Source organism: Acidovorax soli, assembly GCF_900107605.1.
Lineage (GTDB): Bacteria > Pseudomonadota > Gammaproteobacteria > Burkholderiales > Burkholderiaceae_C > Acidovorax > Acidovorax soli.
On sequence record NZ_FNQJ01000004.1, the window covers coordinates 76643 to 96932 of the forward strand.

General features: G+C 68.9%; 20 protein-coding genes and 1 pseudogene. 9 read left to right on the plus strand and 12 right to left on the minus strand.

What is annotated here, in order from left to right; translation table 11 throughout:
• Positions 1-79 precede the first annotated feature (79 nt).
• From mnmG to BLW02_RS04990, 6 genes are all read left to right on the plus strand, one after another.
• On the plus strand, positions 80-2062 hold the full coding sequence (gene mnmG, locus BLW02_RS04965) for a tRNA uridine-5-carboxymethylaminomethyl(34) synthesis enzyme MnmG (RefSeq protein ID WP_092697285.1): 1983 nt from the start codon (positions 80-82) through the stop codon (positions 2060-2062).
• Positions 2059-2736, plus strand: a complete 678-nt coding sequence (gene rsmG, locus BLW02_RS04970) for a 16S rRNA (guanine(527)-N(7))-methyltransferase RsmG (protein WP_092697286.1) — start codon at positions 2059-2061, stop codon at positions 2734-2736. Before mnmG ends, rsmG begins: the two co-directional genes overlap by 4 nt.
• Before the next feature lie 113 nt (positions 2737-2849).
• Complete coding sequence (locus BLW02_RS04975) at positions 2850-3464, plus strand: LysE family transporter (RefSeq protein WP_092697287.1); 615 nt, start codon at positions 2850-2852, stop codon at positions 3462-3464.
• A gap of 24 nt (positions 3465-3488) precedes the next feature.
• A complete protein-coding gene (locus BLW02_RS04980) occupies positions 3489-4301 on the plus strand; it encodes a ParA family protein (protein ID WP_092697288.1) in 813 nt (270 codons plus the stop codon).
• Positions 4302-4335: 34 nt separating this feature from the next.
• On the plus strand, positions 4336-4875 hold the full coding sequence (locus BLW02_RS04985; RefSeq protein ID WP_092697289.1) for an RBBP9/YdeN family alpha/beta hydrolase: 540 nt from the start codon (positions 4336-4338) through the stop codon (positions 4873-4875).
• Positions 4876-4880: 5 nt separating this feature from the next.
• Positions 4881-5870 carry a ParB/RepB/Spo0J family partition protein gene (locus BLW02_RS04990; protein WP_092697290.1) on the plus strand — a complete coding sequence of 330 codons (990 nt, stop codon included), beginning with the start codon at positions 4881-4883 and terminating at the stop codon, positions 5868-5870.
• A gap of 209 nt (positions 5871-6079) precedes the next feature.
• On the opposite strand, the gene BLW02_RS04995 is transcribed toward BLW02_RS04990, so the two are convergent.
• Positions 6080-6700: a flavin reductase family protein gene (locus BLW02_RS04995; protein ID WP_092697291.1), complete on the minus strand. Its 621-nt coding sequence runs from the start codon at positions 6698-6700 to the stop codon at positions 6080-6082.
• Positions 6701-6753: 53 nt separating this feature from the next.
• Entirely contained in the window at positions 6754-7638 is an 885-nt protein-coding gene (locus tag BLW02_RS05000; RefSeq protein ID WP_092697292.1) for an AraC family transcriptional regulator, read from the minus strand.
• A gap of 65 nt (positions 7639-7703) precedes the next feature.
• On the opposite strand from BLW02_RS05000, the gene BLW02_RS05005 reads away from it, so the two are divergent.
• Entirely contained in the window at positions 7704-8969 is a 1266-nt protein-coding gene (locus BLW02_RS05005; protein WP_092697293.1) for an MFS transporter, read from the plus strand.
• A gap of 91 nt (positions 8970-9060) precedes the next feature.
• Here the strand turns inward: BLW02_RS05005 and phnE are convergent, their stop codons facing one another.
• The 5 genes and pseudogenes from phnE to BLW02_RS20395 all read right to left on the minus strand — a co-directional run.
• Positions 9061-9873, minus strand: a complete 813-nt coding sequence (gene phnE / locus BLW02_RS05010; protein WP_092697294.1) for a phosphonate ABC transporter, permease protein PhnE — start codon at positions 9871-9873, stop codon at positions 9061-9063.
• Entirely contained in the window at positions 9870-10736 is an 867-nt protein-coding gene (locus BLW02_RS05015; protein WP_092697403.1) for a PhnE/PtxC family ABC transporter permease, read from the minus strand. Before BLW02_RS05015 ends, phnE begins: the two co-directional genes overlap by 4 nt.
• On the minus strand, positions 10736-11566 hold the full coding sequence (locus BLW02_RS05020; RefSeq protein WP_092697295.1) for a phosphonate ABC transporter ATP-binding protein: 831 nt from the start codon (positions 11564-11566) through the stop codon (positions 10736-10738). The genes BLW02_RS05015 and BLW02_RS05020 overlap by 1 nt, the downstream gene beginning before the upstream one ends.
• A 68-nt stretch (positions 11567-11634) precedes the next feature.
• On the minus strand, positions 11635-12507 hold the full coding sequence (locus BLW02_RS05025) for a putative selenate ABC transporter substrate-binding protein (RefSeq protein ID WP_092697404.1): 873 nt from the start codon (positions 12505-12507) through the stop codon (positions 11635-11637).
• Between the two features lie 100 nt (positions 12508-12607).
• Positions 12608-12760, minus strand: a pseudogene (locus BLW02_RS20395) (YnfA family protein); the annotation flags it as partial.
• Between the two features lie 386 nt (positions 12761-13146).
• Here BLW02_RS20395 and BLW02_RS05035 point away from each other — a divergent pair.
• Entirely contained in the window at positions 13147-14235 is a 1089-nt protein-coding gene (locus tag BLW02_RS05035) for a porin (RefSeq protein ID WP_092697297.1), read from the plus strand.
• A gap of 110 nt (positions 14236-14345) precedes the next feature.
• A complete protein-coding gene (locus BLW02_RS05040) occupies positions 14346-15494 on the plus strand; it encodes an N-acetylneuraminate epimerase (RefSeq protein WP_092697298.1) in 1149 nt (382 codons plus the stop codon).
• Between the two features lie 100 nt (positions 15495-15594).
• On the opposite strand, the gene BLW02_RS05045 is transcribed toward BLW02_RS05040, so the two are convergent.
• The 5 genes from BLW02_RS05045 to BLW02_RS05065 are packed head-to-tail and all read right to left on the minus strand — an operon-like array spanning position 15595 to position 20278.
• Entirely contained in the window at positions 15595-16512 is a 918-nt protein-coding gene (locus tag BLW02_RS05045; RefSeq protein ID WP_092697299.1) for an alpha/beta hydrolase, read from the minus strand.
• Between the two features lie 14 nt (positions 16513-16526).
• Entirely contained in the window at positions 16527-17537 is a 1011-nt protein-coding gene (locus tag BLW02_RS05050; RefSeq protein WP_026434790.1) for an SIS domain-containing protein, read from the minus strand.
• Positions 17527-18663: an N-acetylglucosamine-6-phosphate deacetylase gene (gene nagA, locus BLW02_RS05055; protein ID WP_092697300.1), complete on the minus strand. Its 1137-nt coding sequence runs from the start codon at positions 18661-18663 to the stop codon at positions 17527-17529. Before nagA ends, BLW02_RS05050 begins: the two co-directional genes overlap by 11 nt.
• The gene (locus BLW02_RS05060) at positions 18660-19547 is read right to left on the minus strand and encodes an ROK family protein (protein ID WP_159433766.1); all 888 of its coding nucleotides are present in this window, start codon (positions 19545-19547) and stop codon (positions 18660-18662) included. Before BLW02_RS05060 ends, nagA begins: the two co-directional genes overlap by 4 nt.
• Positions 19544-20278, minus strand: coding sequence for an N-acetylmannosamine-6-phosphate 2-epimerase (locus BLW02_RS05065; RefSeq protein ID WP_208859689.1), 735 nt, complete (start codon positions 20276-20278; stop codon positions 19544-19546). Before BLW02_RS05065 ends, BLW02_RS05060 begins: the two co-directional genes overlap by 4 nt.
• Positions 20279-20290: the final 12 nt, after the last annotated feature.

Sequence of the window (20290 nt, forward strand, 5' to 3'; positions counted from 1 at the left end):
GCAAAGTGGGAAAATCGCGGGTTGCCCGCGCTGATGCAGGCGATTTGACCATTGGGCCATTGGGCCCCGGAGCGCTGCTATGTTGTACCCCCAGGAATTTGATGTGATCGTTGTCGGCGGTGGCCATGCCGGCACCGAGGCAGCGCTGGCTGCTGCGCGGATGGGCAGCAAAACGCTGCTGCTGACCCACAACATCGAGACCCTGGGGCAGATGAGCTGCAACCCCAGCATCGGCGGCATCGGCAAGGGCCACCTGGTGAAAGAGGTGGATGCGCTGGGTGGCGCCATGGCGCTGGCCACGGACGAGGGCGGCATCCAGTTCCGCATTCTCAACAGCTCCAAGGGCCCTGCCGTGCGTGCCACGCGCGCGCAGGCCGACCGCATCCTGTACAAGGCCGCCATCCGCCGCATGCTGGAAAACCAGCCCAACCTGTGGCTGTTCCAGCAGGCGGTGGACGACCTGATGGTGGAGGGCGACCGGGTGGTGGGAGCGGTGACGCAGCTAGGTATCCGTTTCCGTTCGCGCACGGTGGTGCTCACCGCAGGCACCTTCCTGGACGGCAAGATCCATGTGGGCCTGAACAACTACGCCGCCGGCCGGGCAGGGGACCCGCCCGCTGTGTCGCTGTCGGCGCGGCTCAAGGAGCTGCAACTGCCGCAGGGGCGCCTCAAGACCGGCACGCCGCCGCGCATTGACGGGCGCAGCATCGATTTTTCGAAATGCACCGAGCAACCTGGCGACGGCATGCCGGGCGGTGTGAACGAGGGCACCGTGCCCGTGTTCAGCTTCATGGCGCATGCGTACGGTGGTGCCCAAATGCACCCGCGCCAGGTGCCCTGCTGGATCACCCACACCAACGAGCGCACGCACGAGATCATCCGCAGCGGCTTTGACCGCAGCCCCATGTTCACCGGCAAGATCGAGGGCGTGGGCCCGCGCTACTGCCCGAGCGTGGAAGACAAGATCAACCGCTTCGCCGACAAGGACAGCCACCAGATCTTCCTGGAGCCCGAAGGCCTGACCACGCACGAGTTCTACCCCAACGGCATCAGCACCAGTCTGCCGTTCGACATCCAGTACGACCTGGTGCGCAGCATGCCAGGGCTGGAGAACGCGCACATCCTGCGCCCCGGCTACGCCATTGAATACGACTACTTCGACCCGCGCGCGCTGAAAAGCAGCTTCGAGACGCGGCAGATCCAGGGCCTGTTCTTCGCTGGTCAGATCAACGGCACCACCGGCTATGAAGAGGCGGCGGCGCAGGGCCTGTTTGCCGGGATCAACGCCGCGCTGCAGTGCCGGGGCGAGGCGCCCTGGCTGCCCGGCCGCGACGAGGCCTACCTGGGTGTGCTGGTGGACGACCTCATCACCAAGGGCGTGACCGAGCCCTATCGCATGTTCACCAGCCGGGCCGAGTTCCGCCTGCAACTGCGCGAGGACAACGCCGACATGCGCCTGACGGAAGCGGGTCGCCAGATGGGCCTGGTGGATGATGCACGCTGGGACGCCTTCAGCCGCAAGCGCGATGCGGTTTCACGTGAAACAGAGCGCCTCAAGACCACCTGGGTGAACCCCCGCAACCTGCCCGCAACCGAGTCTGAGCGTGTGCTGGGTAAGAGCATCGAGCACGAATACAACCTGTTTGAGCTGCTGCGCCGCCCTGATGTGGGCTACGCCAACCTGATGTCGATGGACGGTGGCAAATACGCATCGGATGATGTTTCACGTGAAACCCTGGGCGACCTGAGCGACCCGGTGCTGGAGCAGGTGGAGATTGCCGCCAAGTACGCGGGCTACATCGATCGCCAGAAGGGCGAGGTGGAGCGCGCAGCGCATTTCGAGAAGCTGCGGCTGCCTGCCGACCTGGACTACATGCAGGTCACGGCCCTGAGCATCGAGGCCCGCCAGGTGCTCAACCGCCATCGGCCTGAAACCCTGGGCCATGCCTCGCGCATCACGGGCATCACCCCGGCGTCGATTTCGCTGCTGATGGTGCATTTGAAGAAGGGCGGGTTCAAGGACTTCACCGTGACCGCCAAGGCGGAAGGGGAAGTGGCATGACCGTAGTGACGGGTAACGACAGGCTGCATCAGCAACTGCAGGCGGGTGCCGAGGCCCTGGCCCTGGACTTGAACGAGGGCCAGATTGGCCAGTTGATGGACTTTCTGGCGCTGCTGCAGAAGTGGAACAAGGTTTACAACCTGACGGCCGTGCGCGACCCGCAGGAGATGATGACGCACCACCTGCTGGACAGCCTGGCCGCCGTGGCGCCATTGCGCCGCCATGTGGCTGCGCTGGTGGGCGAGGGCAGGGGCGCTGTGCGCCTGCTCGATGTGGGTTCGGGCGGTGGCCTGCCCGGCGTGGTGTTCGCCATCTGCTGCCCCGAGGTGGATGTGAGCTGTGTGGACACGGTGGGCAAGAAGGCCGCGTTCATCCAGCAGGCGGCAGTGGCGCTGAAACTGCGCAACCTGCATGGCGTGCACGCGCGGGTCGAGACGCTGGCCATGCCGTTCGACATCATCAGCTGTCGTGCCTTTGCCTCGTTGCCTGATTTTGTGAACTGGTCGCGCAGCGCACTGGCAGCACCCCATGGCGTCTGGCTGGCCATGAAGGGCAAGCACCCCGAGGACGAAATGGCCACCTTGCCCGCCGATGTGCAGGTGTTTCACGTGGAACAGCTCGTCGTTCCGGGCCTGGACGCCGAGCGCTGCATCATCTGGATGAAGCCAGTCTGACCGCCGGGCGCCGACTTTCGGCGGCTGGGGCAGGGCGGTCGCGTAAACTCGGCTCCTCACCTCGGGTGCATCTGTTCTGCGCACCCATCCAGCACACCGGGAGAAATCACCACATGTTTGGCATTGCAGACTACGGCGCCTTTGTTGCCGCCATTGTGTTGTTCCTGGCCATTCCGGGCCCCGGCAATCTGGCGCTCATCACCTCCACCAGCAAGGGGGGTGTGCGCGGTGGCTTGGCGGCCACCCTGGGGGTGATCGCGGGCGACCAGGTACTGATGTGGGCCGCAGTGGCCGGGGTGGCGGCCTTGCTGGCCACCTACCCCGCGGCCTTCAACGCGGTGCAATGGTTGGGCGCGGCCTACCTGGCCTGGCTGGGTTTCAAGATGCTCACGGCCAAGCCGGGCGCCCAGCCCATTCTGAACATCGAGCCACGCCACTACTTCAAGCAGGCCGGGTTGATTACCTTGCTCAACCCCAAGGCCATCGTGTTCTACATGGCGTTCTTTCCGCTGTTTGTGGACCCGGCCCGGCACCAGGGCATGCTGACCTTTGGCGTGATGGCGGCGACGGTGGCGGTGCTGACTTTCATCTACGGCTTGGTCGCCGTGCTGCTCACGCACCACCTGGCCGAGCGCATGCGCGCCAACCCTTCCATCGCCCGTATGCTGGAAAAGGTCGCCGGCGTCTTTCTGATCGGCTTTGGCATCAAGCTGGCCATCTCCAAATAAATCCACACGGACTGCTGCATCCACATGGCCAAAATTTTCTGCGTTGCCAACCAGAAGGGTGGCGTTGGCAAGACCACCACCACCGTCAACCTCGCCGCCGGCCTGGCCAAGATCGGCCAGCGTGTGCTGATGGTGGATCTGGACCCGCAGGGCAACGCCACCATGGGTTCGGGCGTGGACAAGCGCAGCCTCGACCTCACGGTGTACGACGTGCTGCTCGAATCCGCCTCGGTCAAGGAAGCGGCCGTGCTGTCGGACAAGTGCGGCTACTGGGTGCTGGGCGCCAACCGCGAGCTGGCCGGTGCCGAGGTGGAACTGGTGACGCTGGAGCACCGCGAAAAGCGCCTCAAGGCCGCGCTGGCCGAGGCGGATGCCGACTTCGACTTCGTGCTCATCGACTGCCCGCCATCCCTGTCCATGCTCACCCTCAACGGCCTGTGCAGCGCCCATGGCGTGATCGTGCCCATGCAGTGCGAATACTTTGCGCTCGAAGGGCTCACCGACCTGGTCAACACCATCAAGCAGGTGCACGCCAACCTGAATGCCGACCTGCAGATCATCGGCCTGCTGCGCGTGATGTTCGACCCGCGCATCACCTTGCAGCAGCAGGTGAGCGACCAGCTCAAGGGCCACTTTGGCGACAAGGTGTTCAACAGCGTGATCCCGCGCAACGTGCGCCTGGCCGAGGCGCCCAGCTACGGGCTGCCCGGTGTGGTGTTCGACCCGTCCGCCAAGGGCAGCCAGGCCTTTGTGGAGTTTGCGCAGGAGATGGTCGAACGCGTGCAGCGCATGTCTGCCGCAGCGAATTTCAAAGTTAAAACAGGCTCTGGCGCTTGATAAACAAGCGATGGCAGCTATTGAATTGATAGTAATGAAGCCTTCCAACGTCTTGTTGCTGCCCGGCTGGCAGAACTCCGGCCCCGGCCACTGGCAAAGCCTGTGGGAGGCGCGGCACGGTTACCAGCGCGTGGAGCAGCACGACTGGATGCGCCCGCTGCGTGGCGACTGGTCGGCGCGGCTTGAAGAAACCGTGGCCGATGCCGACGGCCCCGTGCTGCTGGTGGCGCACAGCCTGGGCTGCATCCTCACCGCCTGGTGGGCGGCGCACACCCGCCACGCGGCCAAGGTGTGCGGTGCGCTGCTGGTGGCCCCGGGTGATGTGGAGCGCCCCGATCTGGCGGCGCAGATCCACGGCTGGGCGCCCATTGCGCGCCAACCGCTGCCCTTCCCGGCCGTGCTGGTGGGCAGCCGCGACGACCCGTATTGCAGCCTGGAGCGCGCCGAAGGCCTGGCCCAGGCCTGGGGCGCACGCTTCATCGACGGTGGCGAACGCGGCCACCTCAACGCCGAATCAGGCCTTGCAGACTGGCCCGAGGGCCACGCACTGCTGCACACCCTTTTGAAAGATTGACGAACATGGTCACCAAGAAACCCAAGGGCCTCGGCCGCGGACTCGAAGCCCTGCTGGGCCCCAAGGTCGAAGAGAAAGTGGAGCAGGCCCAGGCCACCGAGGCCGGGCTGCCCAGCCGCCTGCCGCTCTCGGAGCTGGTGCCCGGCGTGTACCAGCCGCGCACGCGCATGGACGAGGGCGCGCTGTACGAGCTGGCCGAGAGCATCAAGGCCCAGGGCATCATGCAGCCGATTCTCGTGCGTCGCCTGAGCGACGAACAAGCCCGGCTGCGCCGCCAGGAACGGGCATCGCAGGGGCCGTCGCCCGCGATGGGCGCCCTCAGCCAAGAGGGGGCGTTGTACGAAATCATCGCGGGCGAGCGGCGTTTCCGGGCGTCGCGCCTGGCAGGGCTCAACGAAGTGCCGGTGCTGGTGCGCGATGTGCCCGACGAGGCGGCCGCCGCCATGGCGCTCATCGAGAACATCCAGCGCGAAGACCTCAACCCGCTGGAAGAAGCCCAGGGCCTGCAGCGCCTGGTGCGCGAGTTCGGCCTCACGCACGAGCAGGCCGCGCAGGCCGTGGGCCGCTCGCGCAGCGCCGCCAGCAACCTGCTGCGCCTGTTGAACCTGGCCGAGCCGGTGCAGACCATGCTGATGGCCGGCGACATCGACATGGGCCACGCCCGCGCGCTGCTGGCGCTGGACCGTGCCGCGCAGATCACGGCGGGCAACCAGATCGCGGCCAAAAAGCTCTCGGTGCGCGAGGCGGAGGCCCTGGTCAAGAAGATCGGCGCCGAGTTCAACCTCGTCGCCACCCGCCCCCAGAAGGAAAAGTCGCGCGACCTCAAGCGGGTGGAAGAAGAACTCTCCGACCTGCTCATGGCCGAGGTCGAGGTGCGCGTGAAAAAGCGCGTGAAACGCAACGGCCGCATGGAAGACATGGGTGAGCTGTCCATCCAGTTCGGCTCGCTGGAGGCCCTGAACGGGCTCATCGAGCGGCTGCGCGGCAACGCCTGACGCCGCCCGTTGCATTCCCTTGCTCCGATCGGTCAGGGCATTGCGCTGGCCTTGGCCGCTTCCGCACTGGCGGCCTGGGCGCCGGCAGGGGCCTGATACGGTTTCGCCGTCCAACGTAGGACTGCGTTGGGGCGCCTCGCCGTGCTGCGGCACTGCTTTCGGTGCTCCTCCGGGTTAACCGCCGGAAGGTCAATCCGCATGGCAGCCGCTCAGCGCGGCCGGCGTATCTTGAACAGCTGCTCCGGCCCCACCGTGAAATAGTCGGCGGGGCCGCCGGCGCGCAGGATATGGCCGGCGCCCGCCGTGTCGTACACACCGTCTTTCAGCAGCGTCTTCGCGATGTGCACGGCCACCACCTCGCCCAGCACCAGCCAGGTGGGCACCTTGGCGCCGTCGATGCCCTGCAGCTGCAGGATCTGCGTGCTGCGGCATTCAAAGGTGACGGGGCTTTCGGCCACGCGGGGCGGACGCACTTTCTCGGAGGGCAAGGGCGTGAGCCCGGCCAGTTCGAACTCATTCACCTCGGGCGGCACGGCGGCGCAGCTCTGGTTCATGGCCTCGGCCAGTTCGCGTGTGGCCAGGTTCCACACGAATTCGCCCGTGGCCTCGATGTTGCGCAGCGTGTCCTTGGCGCCAATGCTGGCAAAGCCCACGATGGGCGGCACGTAGTTGAAGGCGTTGAAGAAGCTGTAGGGGGCCAGGTTGCGCGCACCTGCGGCATTTTGCGTGGAGATCCAGCCGATGGGGCGCGGCCCCACGATGGCGTTGAACGGGTCGTGCGGCAGGCCGTGGCCCAGGCGGGGTTCGTAGGTGTGGATGTTGGTGGTCATGGGGGCAGGAGCGCTGGTTGAAAGCAGGAGGTTCACGGTATCCGGGGCGCCGCTCACCGCGCCGCCCCCAGAAACCGCCCCGGCGGCTGGCCCACCGATTTGCGCACCATGGCGCTGAAGGCGCTCGGGCTGTAGCCCAGCTCGGCGGCGATCTGGCCCATGGGCATGCGGCCGGCGGCCAGCGAGACGGCCTTGGCCAGTATCACCTGCTGGCGCCACTGCGTGAAGGTGCTGGCGAGTTCGGTGCGGAACAGGCGCGCCACCGTGCGCGGGCTGGCGCCAGTGTCCTGGGCCCAGGCGCTCAGGGTTTCGTGGCGCGTGGGGTCGGCCAGCACCGCCTCGCACAGGTGGCGCAGGCGCTTGTCGTGGGGCAGGTCCACGCCCAGTTTCACGGCGGCGGCGCGGCGCAGCTCGCCCAGTACCAGGGCGTTCAGGTGGCGCTCGCGGGTGCGTTCGTCGGGGGTGAGGGCAGGGCCGTCGTCGGGTGCGGACGGCAGCTCGCGCACCAGCGCGCGCAGCAGGTCGGACACCTCCAGCACGCGGCACTGGCGCCAGGCGGCCTCCTCGTGGCGCGGCACGCCGGGGCCGCAGCGTCCGCGCGGCTGGTAGAAATACAGCGTGCGCAGGTCGGCATCCTCCACCATGGTCACGGCATGTTCCATGCCAGGCGGAATCCACAGTGCGCGCGAGGGCGGCGCGATGTAGGTACCCCGGTCCACCGTGAGCCGGATCACGCCCGTGGTCGAGATGGCCACCTGCGCCCAGGGGTGGCTGTGCGGCATCACCTGCGTGTCGGCCGCCAGCAGGCGCACCTTGGCGCGCACCGGGCGCTCGGCCGTGGGCACGAACAGGTGCGGCGTGAGCAATTTCACATACGACAGCGCCCGCTGCGGGCGCGGTGGCGGGGTGGTGTCGGCGGGCGTGGCTGCTTTTGGCATGTTGGCGATAGAAATTGGCACGCTATCGTAAACCTGCCGCGCGGGTCTTGCCTAAGATCAGGGCCATGACCCCCATTTCCCCTGGCGCACCGAGCGCCCCTCCCCTGCGGCAGGACGCCCGCACCATCGCCCTCATCGGCCTGGCGCATGGCAGCTCGCACTTCTTTCACATGCTGCTGCCGCCGCTGTTTCCGTGGCTGATCGGCGAGTTTGGCTTCAGCTATTCCGAGCTGGGCCTGCTGGTGTCGGTGTTCTTCGTGGTGTCGGGCGTGGGCCAGGCGCTGTCGGGCTTCCTGGTGGACCGCGTGGGCGCACGGCCGGTGCTGTTCTTTGCGCTGAGCAGCTTTGCCGCCGCCGGCCTGGTGGCGGGCACGGCGCAGGGCTACACGGGCCTGTTGCTGGCGGCGGCGCTGGCGGGTCTGGGCAATGCGCCGTTCCACCCGGTGGACTTCACCATCCTCAACAAGCGCGTGTCGCCGCAGCGCCTGGGCCATGGCTTTTCGGTGCACGGCATCAGCGGCAACCTGGGCTGGGCCACGGCGCCGGTGTTCATGGCGGGCATCGCCACGGCCACGGGCTCGTGGCGCGCGGCCTGCCTGTGCGGCGCACTGCTGGCCCTGCTGGTGCTGGCCGTCATGGTCTGGAACCGCGATGCGCTCGACGACCGCCAGGGCGCCTGGGCGCACGAAACCAAGGGCGGTGCCGGTGCCGTGGCGGACGAGCACCCCATGGCCTTTCTCAAGCTGCCCTCGGTGTGGCTGTGCTTCTCGTTCTTTTTCTGGAGCACCTGCGCCCTGAGCGCCATCCAGAGCTTTGCCAGCCCCGCGCTGCAAAGCATGTACGGCCTGCCGCTCAGCGTGACGGCCCTGGTGGTCACCGGCTACATGCTGTGCGGCGCGACAGGCATGGTGGTGGGCGGCTTTCTGGTGGGCCGCGTGGCGCGGCTGGAGAAGGTGATCTCGGTCTGCCTGCTGGCCTCGGCCGCCTTGCTGGTGCTGGTGGGCACGGGCTGGCTGCCCGGCATGGCGGCGGTGGTGGTGGCCGCGCTGGCCGGCGTGGGCACCGGGCTGGCGAGCCCGTCGCGCGACATGCTCATCAAGCGCGCCGCCCCGCCGGGCGCCACGGGCCGCGTGTATGGCACGGTGTATTCGGGGCTGGACCTGGGCTTTTGCCTGGCCGCCCCGGTGTTTGGCGCCCTGCTGGACCGGGGCATGATCTCGGGCATCTTCTATGGCTCGGCCATCACGCTGGCCCTGAGCGTGGTGTCCGCCGCCCTGGTGGGCGTGGGCGTGGCGGCGCGTTCGCGGCGGCTGGCTGCTGCGGTGGCCTGATCCACCCATCAGGGATCCATCCGTCCCAGGCGCTTTCCCTGCATATTGAATTCATAGTGCCTGGTGTGTCTGGCACCCCACCGCACCGGGCTCAGGCCGCCAGCCAGCGCCGGCTGGCAAAGCTCAGCGCATCCACCAGCGCCACCAGCAGCAGCATGGCCACCAGCACGCTGCTGGTCTCGCCCATCTGGAACAGCCCCATGTGGAAGGCCAGCATCTGCCCCAGCCCGCCGGCGCCCACCACGCCCAGCACGGCGGCGGCGCGGATGTTGTTCTCCCAACGGTACAGCGTGTAGCTCAGCAGCTGCGGCAGCATCTGGGGCAGGGTGGCATACAGAAACACGCGGCTGCCGGCCACGCCGCGCACGCGCAGGGCGAAGCCGGGGCCGGACGGGGCGTTTTCGATGGCCTCGGCAAACAGGCGGCCCAGCACACCCGAGGTGTGCAGCGCCAGCGCCAGCGTGCCGGCAAACGGCCCCAGCCCGGCGGCGATCAGCAGCAGCGTGGCCCACACCAGTTCGGGAATGCTGCGCAGGCCGTTGAGCACCAGCCGCGTGGCGCCGCGCCAGCGTGCCGGGTCGCCGTCAAAGGCCTTGCTGGCGGGCAGGGCCAGCGCCAGGCCCAACAGCACTGCCAGCAAGGTGCCCAGCGCCGACATGGCCAGGGTCTCCAGCGTGGCCCCCAGCAGCTTGTGCAGGAACTGCGGGCTGGTTTCGGGCCGCAGCAGCTCGGCCAGAAACCGGCCCATCCGGGCCAGCGCCGGGGCGGACACAAACTGCGCCCACTGCAGATCGAGCGACCAGAAGCTCAGGCCCACCAGGGCCAACGCGCCCGCAGCCACGCACCAGCAGGCCAGGCAGCGGTTGGTGCGGGGCCGGGGCGTGGCAGAAGATGGCGCGTTCATGCCAGCCTTTGCCGCAACCAGGCGCTGGTGCGGTCCGCCAGCCAGACCAGGGCCATGAACACCAGCAGCATGGTGGCCACCTCGGCGCCCGCGAACATCTTCATCGAGGCGTCCATCTGCTGGCCCAGCCCGCCTGCGCCGACGAAGCCCAGCACGGCCGAGGAGCGGATCGCGCATTCCCAGCGGTACACCGTGTAGCTGGTCAGCTCGGCGGCGTTCTGCGGCAGCAGCGCATACAGAAAGGCCTGCAGCCGGCCGCTGCCATTGCGCAGCAGGCTGGCGGCGGCATGGGGCTCGGCGCTGTCCAGGATTTCGGCATACACCTTGCCCAGCATGCCGGCAAAGGTGAGGGCAATGGCCAGCACCCCGGCCGTGGGGCCCAGGCCCACCACGCGCACGAACACCAGCGCCCAGATCAGCTCGGGCACGCTGCGCAGCACCACCAGCAGCCAGCGCACCAGCAGCCGCACCAGCGCCGGCAGCGGCGCCATGGGCCCGGTGAGCGCCGAAACCGACAGCACCCGCACCGACAGCAGTGCCAGCGGTACCGCCGCCACCAGGGCCAGGGCGAGGCCGGCGGTGGCAATGGCCACGGTGCGCCAGGTTTCGCGCGCGACCAGGGTCAGAAAATCCGCGTCCCAGCGGGGCGGGATGAAATCGGCCGCAAAGCGCAGCGTGGGTTTCAGCGCATGGGGCGCCAGCAGCAGCCAGGGCTTGAACTCGGTGAGCACCAGCATGGGCCACAGCACGATGAGCGCCACCACGGCCCCGGCCACGCGGCTGCGCCAGGCCGGATCGCGCCGTGCTGGTGGCAGGCGGTGTGCGTCGGCAGGGCCGGGGCGGGTGGGCAGGTGGGGCGGCATCAGCGGCATTGCATGGGCACGGGGGCTGCCGCCACGGGCGCATCGGGGGCGGGCGGCGCCGTTGGCGCCAGCTCTTCGAGGTGCTGCGCATACAGCTGGTGCAACAGCGCCGGCGTCACCTGTGCCGAGGGCAGGTCGAAGGCCAGTGCTCCGCCCCGCAGCCCGATCACGCGCGGGAAATGGCGCAGGGCCATGTCCACCTGGTGCAGCGTGGCAATGAGCGTGGCCCCGCGCTCGCGAGCGGCCTGCGTGAGCGAGGCCAGGGCCTGCTGCGCACGCGCCGGGTCGAGGGCGGACAGCGGCTCGTCCACCAGCAACAGGCTGGCCTGCGAGGCCAGTGCCCGCGCCAGGCCCACGCGCTGGCGCTCGCCGCCCGAGAGCCGGTCCACCCGGTCGAACAGCTTGTCGGCCACGTCGAAGCGGGCCAGCGCGTGCTCGGCCAGCGCGGTATCGGTGGGGAGCACCAGGCTGCGCACGCTGGCCCACAGGCTCTCGTGCGGCAGGCGCCCGGCCAGCACGGCGGTGACGACACGCTGGCGGGGCGGCAGCGGCGGCACCTGCGGCGCCAGAAACAGGCGGCCACGCAAGCGCTCCAGGGCGCCGCGGGGCAGCGCCCAGGGGTCGGTGTCGTCCAGCTGCAGGCTGCCAGCGGCGGGCCGCTGCGCGCAGGCCAGCAGGTGCAGCAGCGTGGTCTTGCCCGCGCCCGAGGGCCCGATCACGGCCACCTGCTCGCCCTGCGCCACCGCGAGGCCGAGGCCGCGCAGGGCCGCCGGTGCGCTGGTGCGTGCGGCCGGATGGCGCACGGTCGCGTTCGTCAGCCGCAGTTTCATGAACCAATCATGCCGCAGCGCCTGGAGGTAAGGCGCGAGCAGCTATCAAAAAAGGAGTGCATGCACGCTCACTTGATCAGGCCCGCGCTGCGCGCTGCGGTTTCGATGCCCTGGTAGTTGCCGGCCTGGGTCGGAATGAAGCGCGTGGCGCGCTGCAGGTCCAGGATTTCCTTGCCCTCGGGGGTGTTGCGGTTCAGGTCCAGGAAGGCCTTGGAGAGCTTTTCGCGCTGTGCCACCGGCATGTCGCTGTGCACGGTCCAGTTGTAGTCAAAGTAGGCGGGGGTGGTGAAGATCACCTTCACCTTGGTTGTGTCCACCTTCTTGTCGGCCACGAACTTTTCCCACACCGAGATGTTGAGCGCACCCGCATCCACCTTGCCCGAGGCCACGGCGGCGATGGTGGCGTCGTGCGCGCCCGAGTAGGCCACGCGCCGGAAGTCCTTGTCGGGGTCGATCTGGGCCTGCAACAGAACGCTGCGCGGCATCAGGTGGCCCGAGGTGCTGGACTGCGAGCCAAAGCTCACGGTCTTGCCCTTGAGGTCCGCCAGGGTCTTGATGGCCGGGTCACCGCTGATGAACACCGAGCGGAACTTCTCATCCTCCTCGCGCTGCACCAGCGGCACCACCTTGCCGCCCGATCGGATGCTGGCCTGCACAAAGGTAAAGCCGCCATACCAGGCCATGTCCACCTGCTGGTTGGCCAGCGCCTCCACGGCGGCGGCGTAGTCGGACACCGGCGTGAACTCGACCTTGGTGCCCAGCTTCTGCGCCAGGTACTTCACCAGCGGCGCGGCCTTGCGCGCCAGTTCGGTGGGTGATTCGTCGGGGATGGCGGTGATCTTGAAGACGGCCTGGGCCTGGGCCAGGCCACCCAGGCCCACCGCGGCGCTTGCGATCACCGCTTTGATGAGGGTGCGGGTCGAAGGGGAAGAACAGGTCATGAGGTTTTCCAGAAAGTGGGGCTGATGGGCTGGGAGCCGGTGATTGTCGCGGGTATGGCCGCCCTGGCGCAGTGCCCACCGAAGGGCGGCGATGTTCAGTTCAGGCGCTTCGGGGGGCAAACATGATGACCCCCATGCCCGCAAGCGCCAGTGCCGCGCCGGCAATGTCCCATGGCGTGGGGCGAACACCGTCCACCGCCCACAGCCAGACAATGGCCACGAAGATATACACGCCCCCCGCCCTGGCTTCGACAGGCTCAGCCCGAACGGTTGGGAGGATCTCTGATGCCTGTACATCATCAGGAAGATTAGAGCCCAAGCGCATGCCCAGAAAGCGCGGAACGCTATTGATATTGTAGTAATCTCGAGCGGTGCTCCCTGCGGGTGCACAGCGCGCGGCCCCCTGCGCGCTGGGGCCGGGAAATCTGCACCGAACCTCCAGTCCAGCCGGCGCCGCCCCAGACCCGGCCGCACCGCCACGGGTCCGCCCGGGAGGCATCAACGCACCTTCTCTCCCGGACATCGGGCGCAACCCTATCAGGGCAAACCCGCTTGTTCATCAGGCCGTTGATTTGCACACTGACGTCAGTCCTCTGACCACTGACGTCTTTTCACAACCAACCCTGGAGAACCTCGCAGATGACTCTGATCAATAAGACCCTCATTGCCGGCGCAGCATTGCTGGCCGTTGCCGGTAGCGCGCAGGCGCAGTCGAACGTCACGCTGTTTGGGCGGGCGGACGCCAGCGTCGGCAAGCTCATCGGCAACAGCCAGACCGGCATGTACCAAGGCAAGGGCAGCCTGCTGGGATTGAAGGGCGAGGAAGATCTGGGTGGCGGAAACTACGCCTTCTTCCAGCTCTACAGCGACATCTTTCTGCAGAACGGCACCACCCTGAACGGGGACGGGCAGTCCGGCCGGGCCGGCTTCTGGGGCAGCCGCTCCATCGTGGGCTGGCGCAACAAGGAGCTGCTCATTGACTTCGGCCGCAAGCTGACGCCCGCCTGGACGGTGGGGCTGCAGGCCGACCCCTGGGGCACCTACAGCTATGTGGCGGTGAACACGACCGGCCTGTTCGGCGCCGGTCTCTTCAGCTCGGCCCGCAACCAGAACGCGGCCAGCGTGAACTGGAACAGCGATGGCTTCTTTGCCGGCCTGCAGGTGGCCGAAAGCGATCCGAAAAAGGTGGTCACACGCGGCGGCGGCCCGAACCCGGTCCCCAACATGCCCAACATCGTGGCCGACGGAACCCGCCCCCTGAGCATTGGTGCGGGCTACAACAAGGGCCCGGTCTATGTGGGCCTGGGCTATGAGCGCACCGGCTACGGCACCACGGCGCTGATGTTCTCGGGCACCTACGATTTCAGCGCCGTCAAGCTGTTGGTGGGGTTGGGCTCGGGCTCGCACACCAACGCCTCCGGCGAGAAAGACCTCAAGGGCACCAACATGCTGATCGGCGCCACGATGCCCGTGGGCATCGGCGAGCTGCGCACCTCGTACAGCGTCCTGAGCACCAAGGCCCGCAACGCATCGGGCGGGTACGACGTGCTCAAGGTCAACCGCGATGGCCAGATGGTGGATGCCTACCCCAACAACTCGCGCAAGTTTGGCCTGGGCTATTTTTACCCCCTGTCCAAGCGCACCGAGGTGTTCGTGAACTACGCACGCGACCAGAAGGCCTACAAGGAGAAGAACGGCTTCGACATGGGGCTGACCCACCACTTCTGACACCGAGCGACCCAACGCTCAAGGCGATCCTTTTTCATTGCACCGACATCCCTGATGTCTTCCAGCCACAAGCCCTCTCCAGGCTTGTGGCGTTTTTTTATGAGGTTCACATGCAAGCAAAGACATTGATCCAGGTACTCACGGCGGCTGCGCTGCTGCTGTTCTCGGCGGCTCAGGCCGGCGAGCGCTGGGCCGACTTCCCCGTGGCGGCCAAGGCCACCACCGCGGCCCGCATCGGCAACACCGTCTATGCCGGCCTGGGCACCGCCGGCAAAGGCTGGTATGCGCTCGACGTGAGCCGGCCCGGCGCGCCATGGCGGGCGCTGGCCGAGTTCCCCGATGTGCAGCGCGACGATGCGCGCGCCGTCGCCGTGAACGGCCAGATCTACGTGTTCTCGGGCTCGGGCAAGCTGAACCCTTCTGACAAGGCGCTGGTGACGTTCGACACCGCCTGGCGCTACGATCCCGCCGCAAACGCCTGGAGCCGCCTGCCCACGCGCGCGCCCATGGGACTGCTGGCCACCGGCGCCGTGACGCTGGACCAGCGCAGCATCCTGTTCTTTGGCGGGGTCAACAAAGCCGTCTTCGAGGGCTACTTCCAGGACTACTTCGTCGCCGCCGGTGACGACAAGGCCCGCCAGGACGCCGTGGCCGCCGCCTACTTTGACCAGCGGCCGCAAGACTACCTGTTCACCGCCCAGGTGCTGAGCTATGACACCACCACCCACCAGTGGCGCAATCTGGGCGTGGACCCCGGCCTGCCGACGATTGGCACCGCCGTGGCCGTCCGGGGTTCGCAGGTCACGCTGGTCAATGGCGAGATCAAGCCGGGCCTGCGCTCCCCCGGGATCAAGACCGTCTCGGTGAACGGCGAAACGCTGCACTGGTCCACACAGACGCTGGTGCCCCCCGCGGGCGCTGCCGTGCAGGACGGCGTCGCCGGGGCCTATGCGGGCTACAGCAACCAGGCGCTGCTGGTGGCCGGTGGCGCCAATTTTCCGGGCTCCTGGGCGCAGTTCAATGCCGGGCAGCTGTGGGCACACAAGGGCCTGAAGAAAACCTGGCACGACCAGATCTACGCCCAGGTGGGCGGCCAATGGACCACCGCCGGCAAACTGCCGCAGCCCCTGGGCTACAGCGCCTATGTGCAGCTGGACGACAGCCTGCTCATCATCGGCGGCGAGCTCCAGGGCGGAGCCGCTACCAAGGAAGTGATCGAATTGCGCTGGAACGGCAAGGCCGTGGACCTGGTGCGCTGAGATCGTCCACCGGTTCGAAGGCCCCGTCCCGAGGGAATCGCCCCCGGGACGGGGCCGCCGATGCAGGCCCCCGGCCAGGACCGCGGGCCGGGAGCGGATCTCAGCGATGCAGGCGCGAGCGCAGGAAGTCCGCGACCTCGGGCACGGCCTGCGGCCCCAGAAAGCCATGCATCATGCCGGCATTGCAGCGGGACAGCACCGGGACACCGGCGTCCCGCAGCCGCTGCGCATAGGCCTCGCCCTCATCGCGCAGCGGGTCGTATTCGCTCGTCATCACGAACGCGCCCGGCAGGCCCGACAGGTCGGCCGCCCGCAGTGGGGACGCCCAGGGGTGCGCACCGTCGGCCGGGTGCGCCAGATAATGGCCCCAGTACCACTGCATGTCGCGCAGCGTCAGGTCGTAGCCTTCGGCGCATTCGGCGTAGGAGCGGGTGTCGAAGCGGTGATCCGTGACCGGCACCATCAGGGCCTGGCAGGCGATGGAGGGCCCGCCGCGCTCCTTCGCCATCAGGGTCACGGCAATCGCCAGGTTGGCGCCGGCGCTCATGCCCGCCACGGCCAGCCGCTGCGTATCCGTGCCCAGCTCGGCGCCCTGGCGGGCCACCCAGCAGGCGGCCGCATAACAGTCCTCGGGGGCGGCAGGAAACGGGTGCTCGGGCGCGTGGCGGTAATTCACCGACACCACCACGCAGGCGGCCCCATTGGCCATGCTGCGGCAGGCCGCATCCTGCGCATCCAGGTCGCCCAGCACCCAGCCACCCCCGTGAAAGTAAAGGCACACGGGCATCGGCCCCGGCCCCATCCCCGCTGGCGTGTACATGCGCACCGGGATCATGCCCCCGTGGGGTCCGGGAATGCAGAAATCAGCGGTGCGGGCCACCGCCTCGCCGGGCGGCGCCAGCCGGCACATCGCCCGGGACTGCTGGCGGGCAGCGTGCGGTGAGAGGGTCTCGACCGGAATTCTGGCCGCCATGTGTGGCTGGGCCAGGTGGGCCTGGGCCCAGGGATGCAGCGGCATGGTGGATCAGGGTCTCACTGGGTGAGCGTCACTTTCGACAGGTGGCGCGGCAGGTCGGGGTTGTAGCCGCGCGCGCGGGCCAGGGCCTCGACCATCGGATAAAAACTCTGGATCGCAGCGATTGCATCCAGATCCTCATGGCCCGTGGCCACCAGCGGCAGCTGCGCGCCCGGCGTTCCCTCGGGAGCGGCCAGCAGCACATGCCCGCCCCGCCCCCGCATCTCGTCGGCCAGGGCCAGCAAGCCCGCCTGCGCGGGCCCCCGGGGGGCGAACACCAGCAGCGGGTAGCCGGCCTCGACCAGGGCCATCGGCCCATGCTTGACCTCGGCGCCCGAGAACGCCTCTGCCTGCAGGGCGCAGGTTTCCTTGAACTTGAGCGCCGCCTCCATGGCGATGGCCAGCCCGGTGCCGCGTCCGATGACGAACAGCCGGTCGGCCTGGAGCAGCGCCGGCACCGCCGCCTGCCAGTCCTGCTGGGCGGCCCGCTGCAGCACCTGGGGCAGCGCCTCCAGCGCCGCATGCAAGGCCGGGTCGCCCTGCCAGGAGGCCACCAGCCGCGCGCCGCTCACCAATTGCGCGATGTAGCTCTTGGTCGCGGCCACGCTGGTTTCCGGGCCGGCGTGCAGGGGCAGCACCCAATGCGCCGCCCGGGCCAGGGGGGATTCAACGTCGTTCACCACGGCCAGGGTCCGCGCGCCGTTCTCGCGCAGAAAACGCGTGGGGGCGATGAGATCGGGGCTCTGCCCGGACTGGGAGAACGCCACCGACACCAGGCCCCGGGTGTGCAGCTGCGCCTGGTACAGCGTGACCAGGGACATGGGCAACGAGGTCACCAGCCGCCCCAGCCGGGCCATCACCAGATAGGCCATGAAATGCGCGGCGTGGTCGGAGCTGCCCCGCGCGACGGTCAGCATGCCCTCGGGCGGGTGGGCACGCAGATCGGCGCCCAGGGCGGCATACACCTCCCGGTCCTGATCGAGCAGGCGGGCAACCACCTGCGGCGCCTGCAGCGCCTCAGCGCGCATGTTGGACGAGTTCAATTTCTTCTCCTTGTACGAGTACACGTTGCAGTTGCAGTCCACGGTCCATCACCACCAGGTCGGCGCTCAGGCCGGGCGCAATGCGGCCCAGCCCGGCGGCGCCGAGGTGGTCGGCCGGATAGGTCGAGACGCGCCGCGCCGCGTCATCCAGGGGCAGGCCGATCTCGAACACCAGGTTGCGCAGCGCCTGGTCCATGGTGAGCACGCTGCCGGCCAGCGTGCCATCGGCCAGCCGCACCCCGCCCAGGCATTTGTGCACGCGCTGCTGGCCCAGGCTGTATTCGCCGTCCGGCATGCCCGTGGCGGCCGTCGAGTCGGTGACGCAGAACAGGCAGGGAATGGCGCGCAGCGCCGCCCGGATCGCTCCCGGGTGCACATGCTGCAGATCGGGAATGATCTCGGCATAGCGCGCATGCGCCAGGGCCGCCCCCACCATGCCCGGCTCGCGGTGGTGCAGCGGGGTCATCGCGTTGAACAGGTGGGTGAAGCCCGTGGCCCCTTGCGCCAGGGCGGCCAGGCCGTCCTCGTAAGAGCCATTGGTGTGGCCGATCTGCACCACGAACCCCGCGGCCCGCAGGGGGGCCACCAGTTCCAGGTGCCCCTCGATCTCGGGCGCCAGGGTGACGAGCCGGATCGGCGCGAGTGCGTTCAGCGCCTGCATTTCGGCCAGCGCCAGCGGCCGGGCGAAGGCCGGCTGCGCCCCCAGGCGGCGGTGGTTGATGTAGGGGCCCTCCAGGTGCACGCCCAGCACGCGCGCGCCCTGCCGGGGGCGCTCGCGGCAGGCCGGCGCCAGCGCCCGCAAAGCGGCCTCGATCTCGGGCATGGGTGCGGTCATCGTGGTGGCCAGCAGCGTGGTGCTGCCATGCTGGGCGTGGCAGCGCGCCACCTGCTGCACCGCATCGCCGCCCTGCATGATGTCAAACCCGCTGCCGCCGTGGACATGCAGGTCGATGAACCCGGGCAGAACCACCGGCGCGCCGCCCTGCAGCACCGCCTCGGTGGCCATGGGCGTCCCCCGGACGGCCGCGATGAGCCCCCCGTCGAGCACCACCTGGCCCGCCACGAAGCCCTGCGGCGTGAGGATGCAGCCGTCGATCGTGCGGGATGTCATGCCTGCCCCTGCAACGGCTGGCGCACGGCCCAGGCCGCGACGCCGACCAGGCCGGCGTCGGCCCCCAGGCGCGCCACATCGACCGGCAGGCGGTACAGCGGTGGCAACTCGGCCAGCGCCGCCTCCACCAGCGCGCGCATGCCCGCCGCCAGCCCCACGCTGCCGCCCAGCACCACCTGCTGCAGGTCCAGCTGAGCATGGGCACTGGCCACGGCGCTGGCCACCGCCCGCGCCGCACGCCACAGGATGTCCTGCGCCTCGGGCACGCCCTGCGCCACCCGATCGAACAATTCCGCACTGCCCAGCACCCGCCCGAACCGCCCGGTGGCCTGCCGGGCCAGCGCCGTGCCCGAGGCCACGGTTTCAAGACAGCCCCGGCGCCCGCAGCCGCAGACCATGGGCCCATCGGTGGGCGCCACATCGACCGCCATGTGCCCCAGGTGTCCGGCCAGCCCCTGCGCGCCCCGCCGCAGTTCGCCATCCAGGACCAGCCCGCCCCCCACGCCCGTGGACAAGGTGAGGTACAGCAGGTTGCTGCACTCCGCCTGGCGCAAGCCGTATTCGCCCCAGGCCGCGGCCTGGGCATCGTTGAGGGCCAGCACCGGGCAACGCAGCAGCGCGCGCAGCCGCGGCACCAGCGGGTAGTCGTTCCAGAACGCAATGGTGTTGCGGTTGACGCCGCGCACACGCTCCCCGTCGGTGTAGCCGGTCACGGCGACGGCGGCCAGCGCGGGCGCCGGGCGGCCTTGGGCCAGCGCCGCCAGGGTGGCCAGGAACTCCGGCTCGCTCGCGGGCATGGGCAGTTGCCGGCGATCGTGGCAGACGCCATCGATCACGGTGGCGGCAGCGATCTTGGTGCCGCCGATGTCGATCGCCAGTGTCATGCCTGGACCCCCGCATCCGCGTGCGCACGCTGCAGGGCGTGGGCAAACCATTCGGTGATGTGCTCGATGCGCGTGATGGCCGAGCCCACCGTGACCCCGAAGGCGCCGCTGCGCAACGCCTGTGCGGCCTGGGCCGGCGTGCGCAGCCGGCCCTCGGCGACCACGCGGCAGCCCACGCGCGCGAGCCGTTCGACCAGCCCGAAATCGGGATCCTCGCCCGACAGGTGGGCGGTCTCCTCGGTGTAGCCGGACAAGGTGGTGCCGATCAGCTCGCAGCCCAGGGCCCAGGCCGCCAGCCCGTCGGCATCGGTCGCGCAGTCGGCCATCGCCACGCACCCGGCGGCATGCACGGCGTCCCGCAGAGCCTGGACGCTGGCCGGGCGCACGCGGTGGGTCGCATCGAAAGCAATGATGCGCGCGCCTGCCGCGGCCAGGTCCTGCACGTCCTGCACGAACGGCGTGATGCGCACGGGCGAGTCCTGCAGGTCGCGCTTGACGATGCCGATGACCGGCACCCGCACGGCGGCGGCCACGGCCCGCACGTTGGCAACGCCTTCGATGCGCAGCGCAACGGCACCGCCATCGACCGCGGCCTGCGCCATGGCGACCACGATGTCGGTGCGGTCCATGGCGCTGCCAGGCAGGGATTGGCAGGAAACGACCAGCCCGTGCTGCTGCACGGCCAGCCACTGCGGAAGGGGCGAAAGGGGCATGGCGGGGGAAGGGGACATGGAAAACTCGGG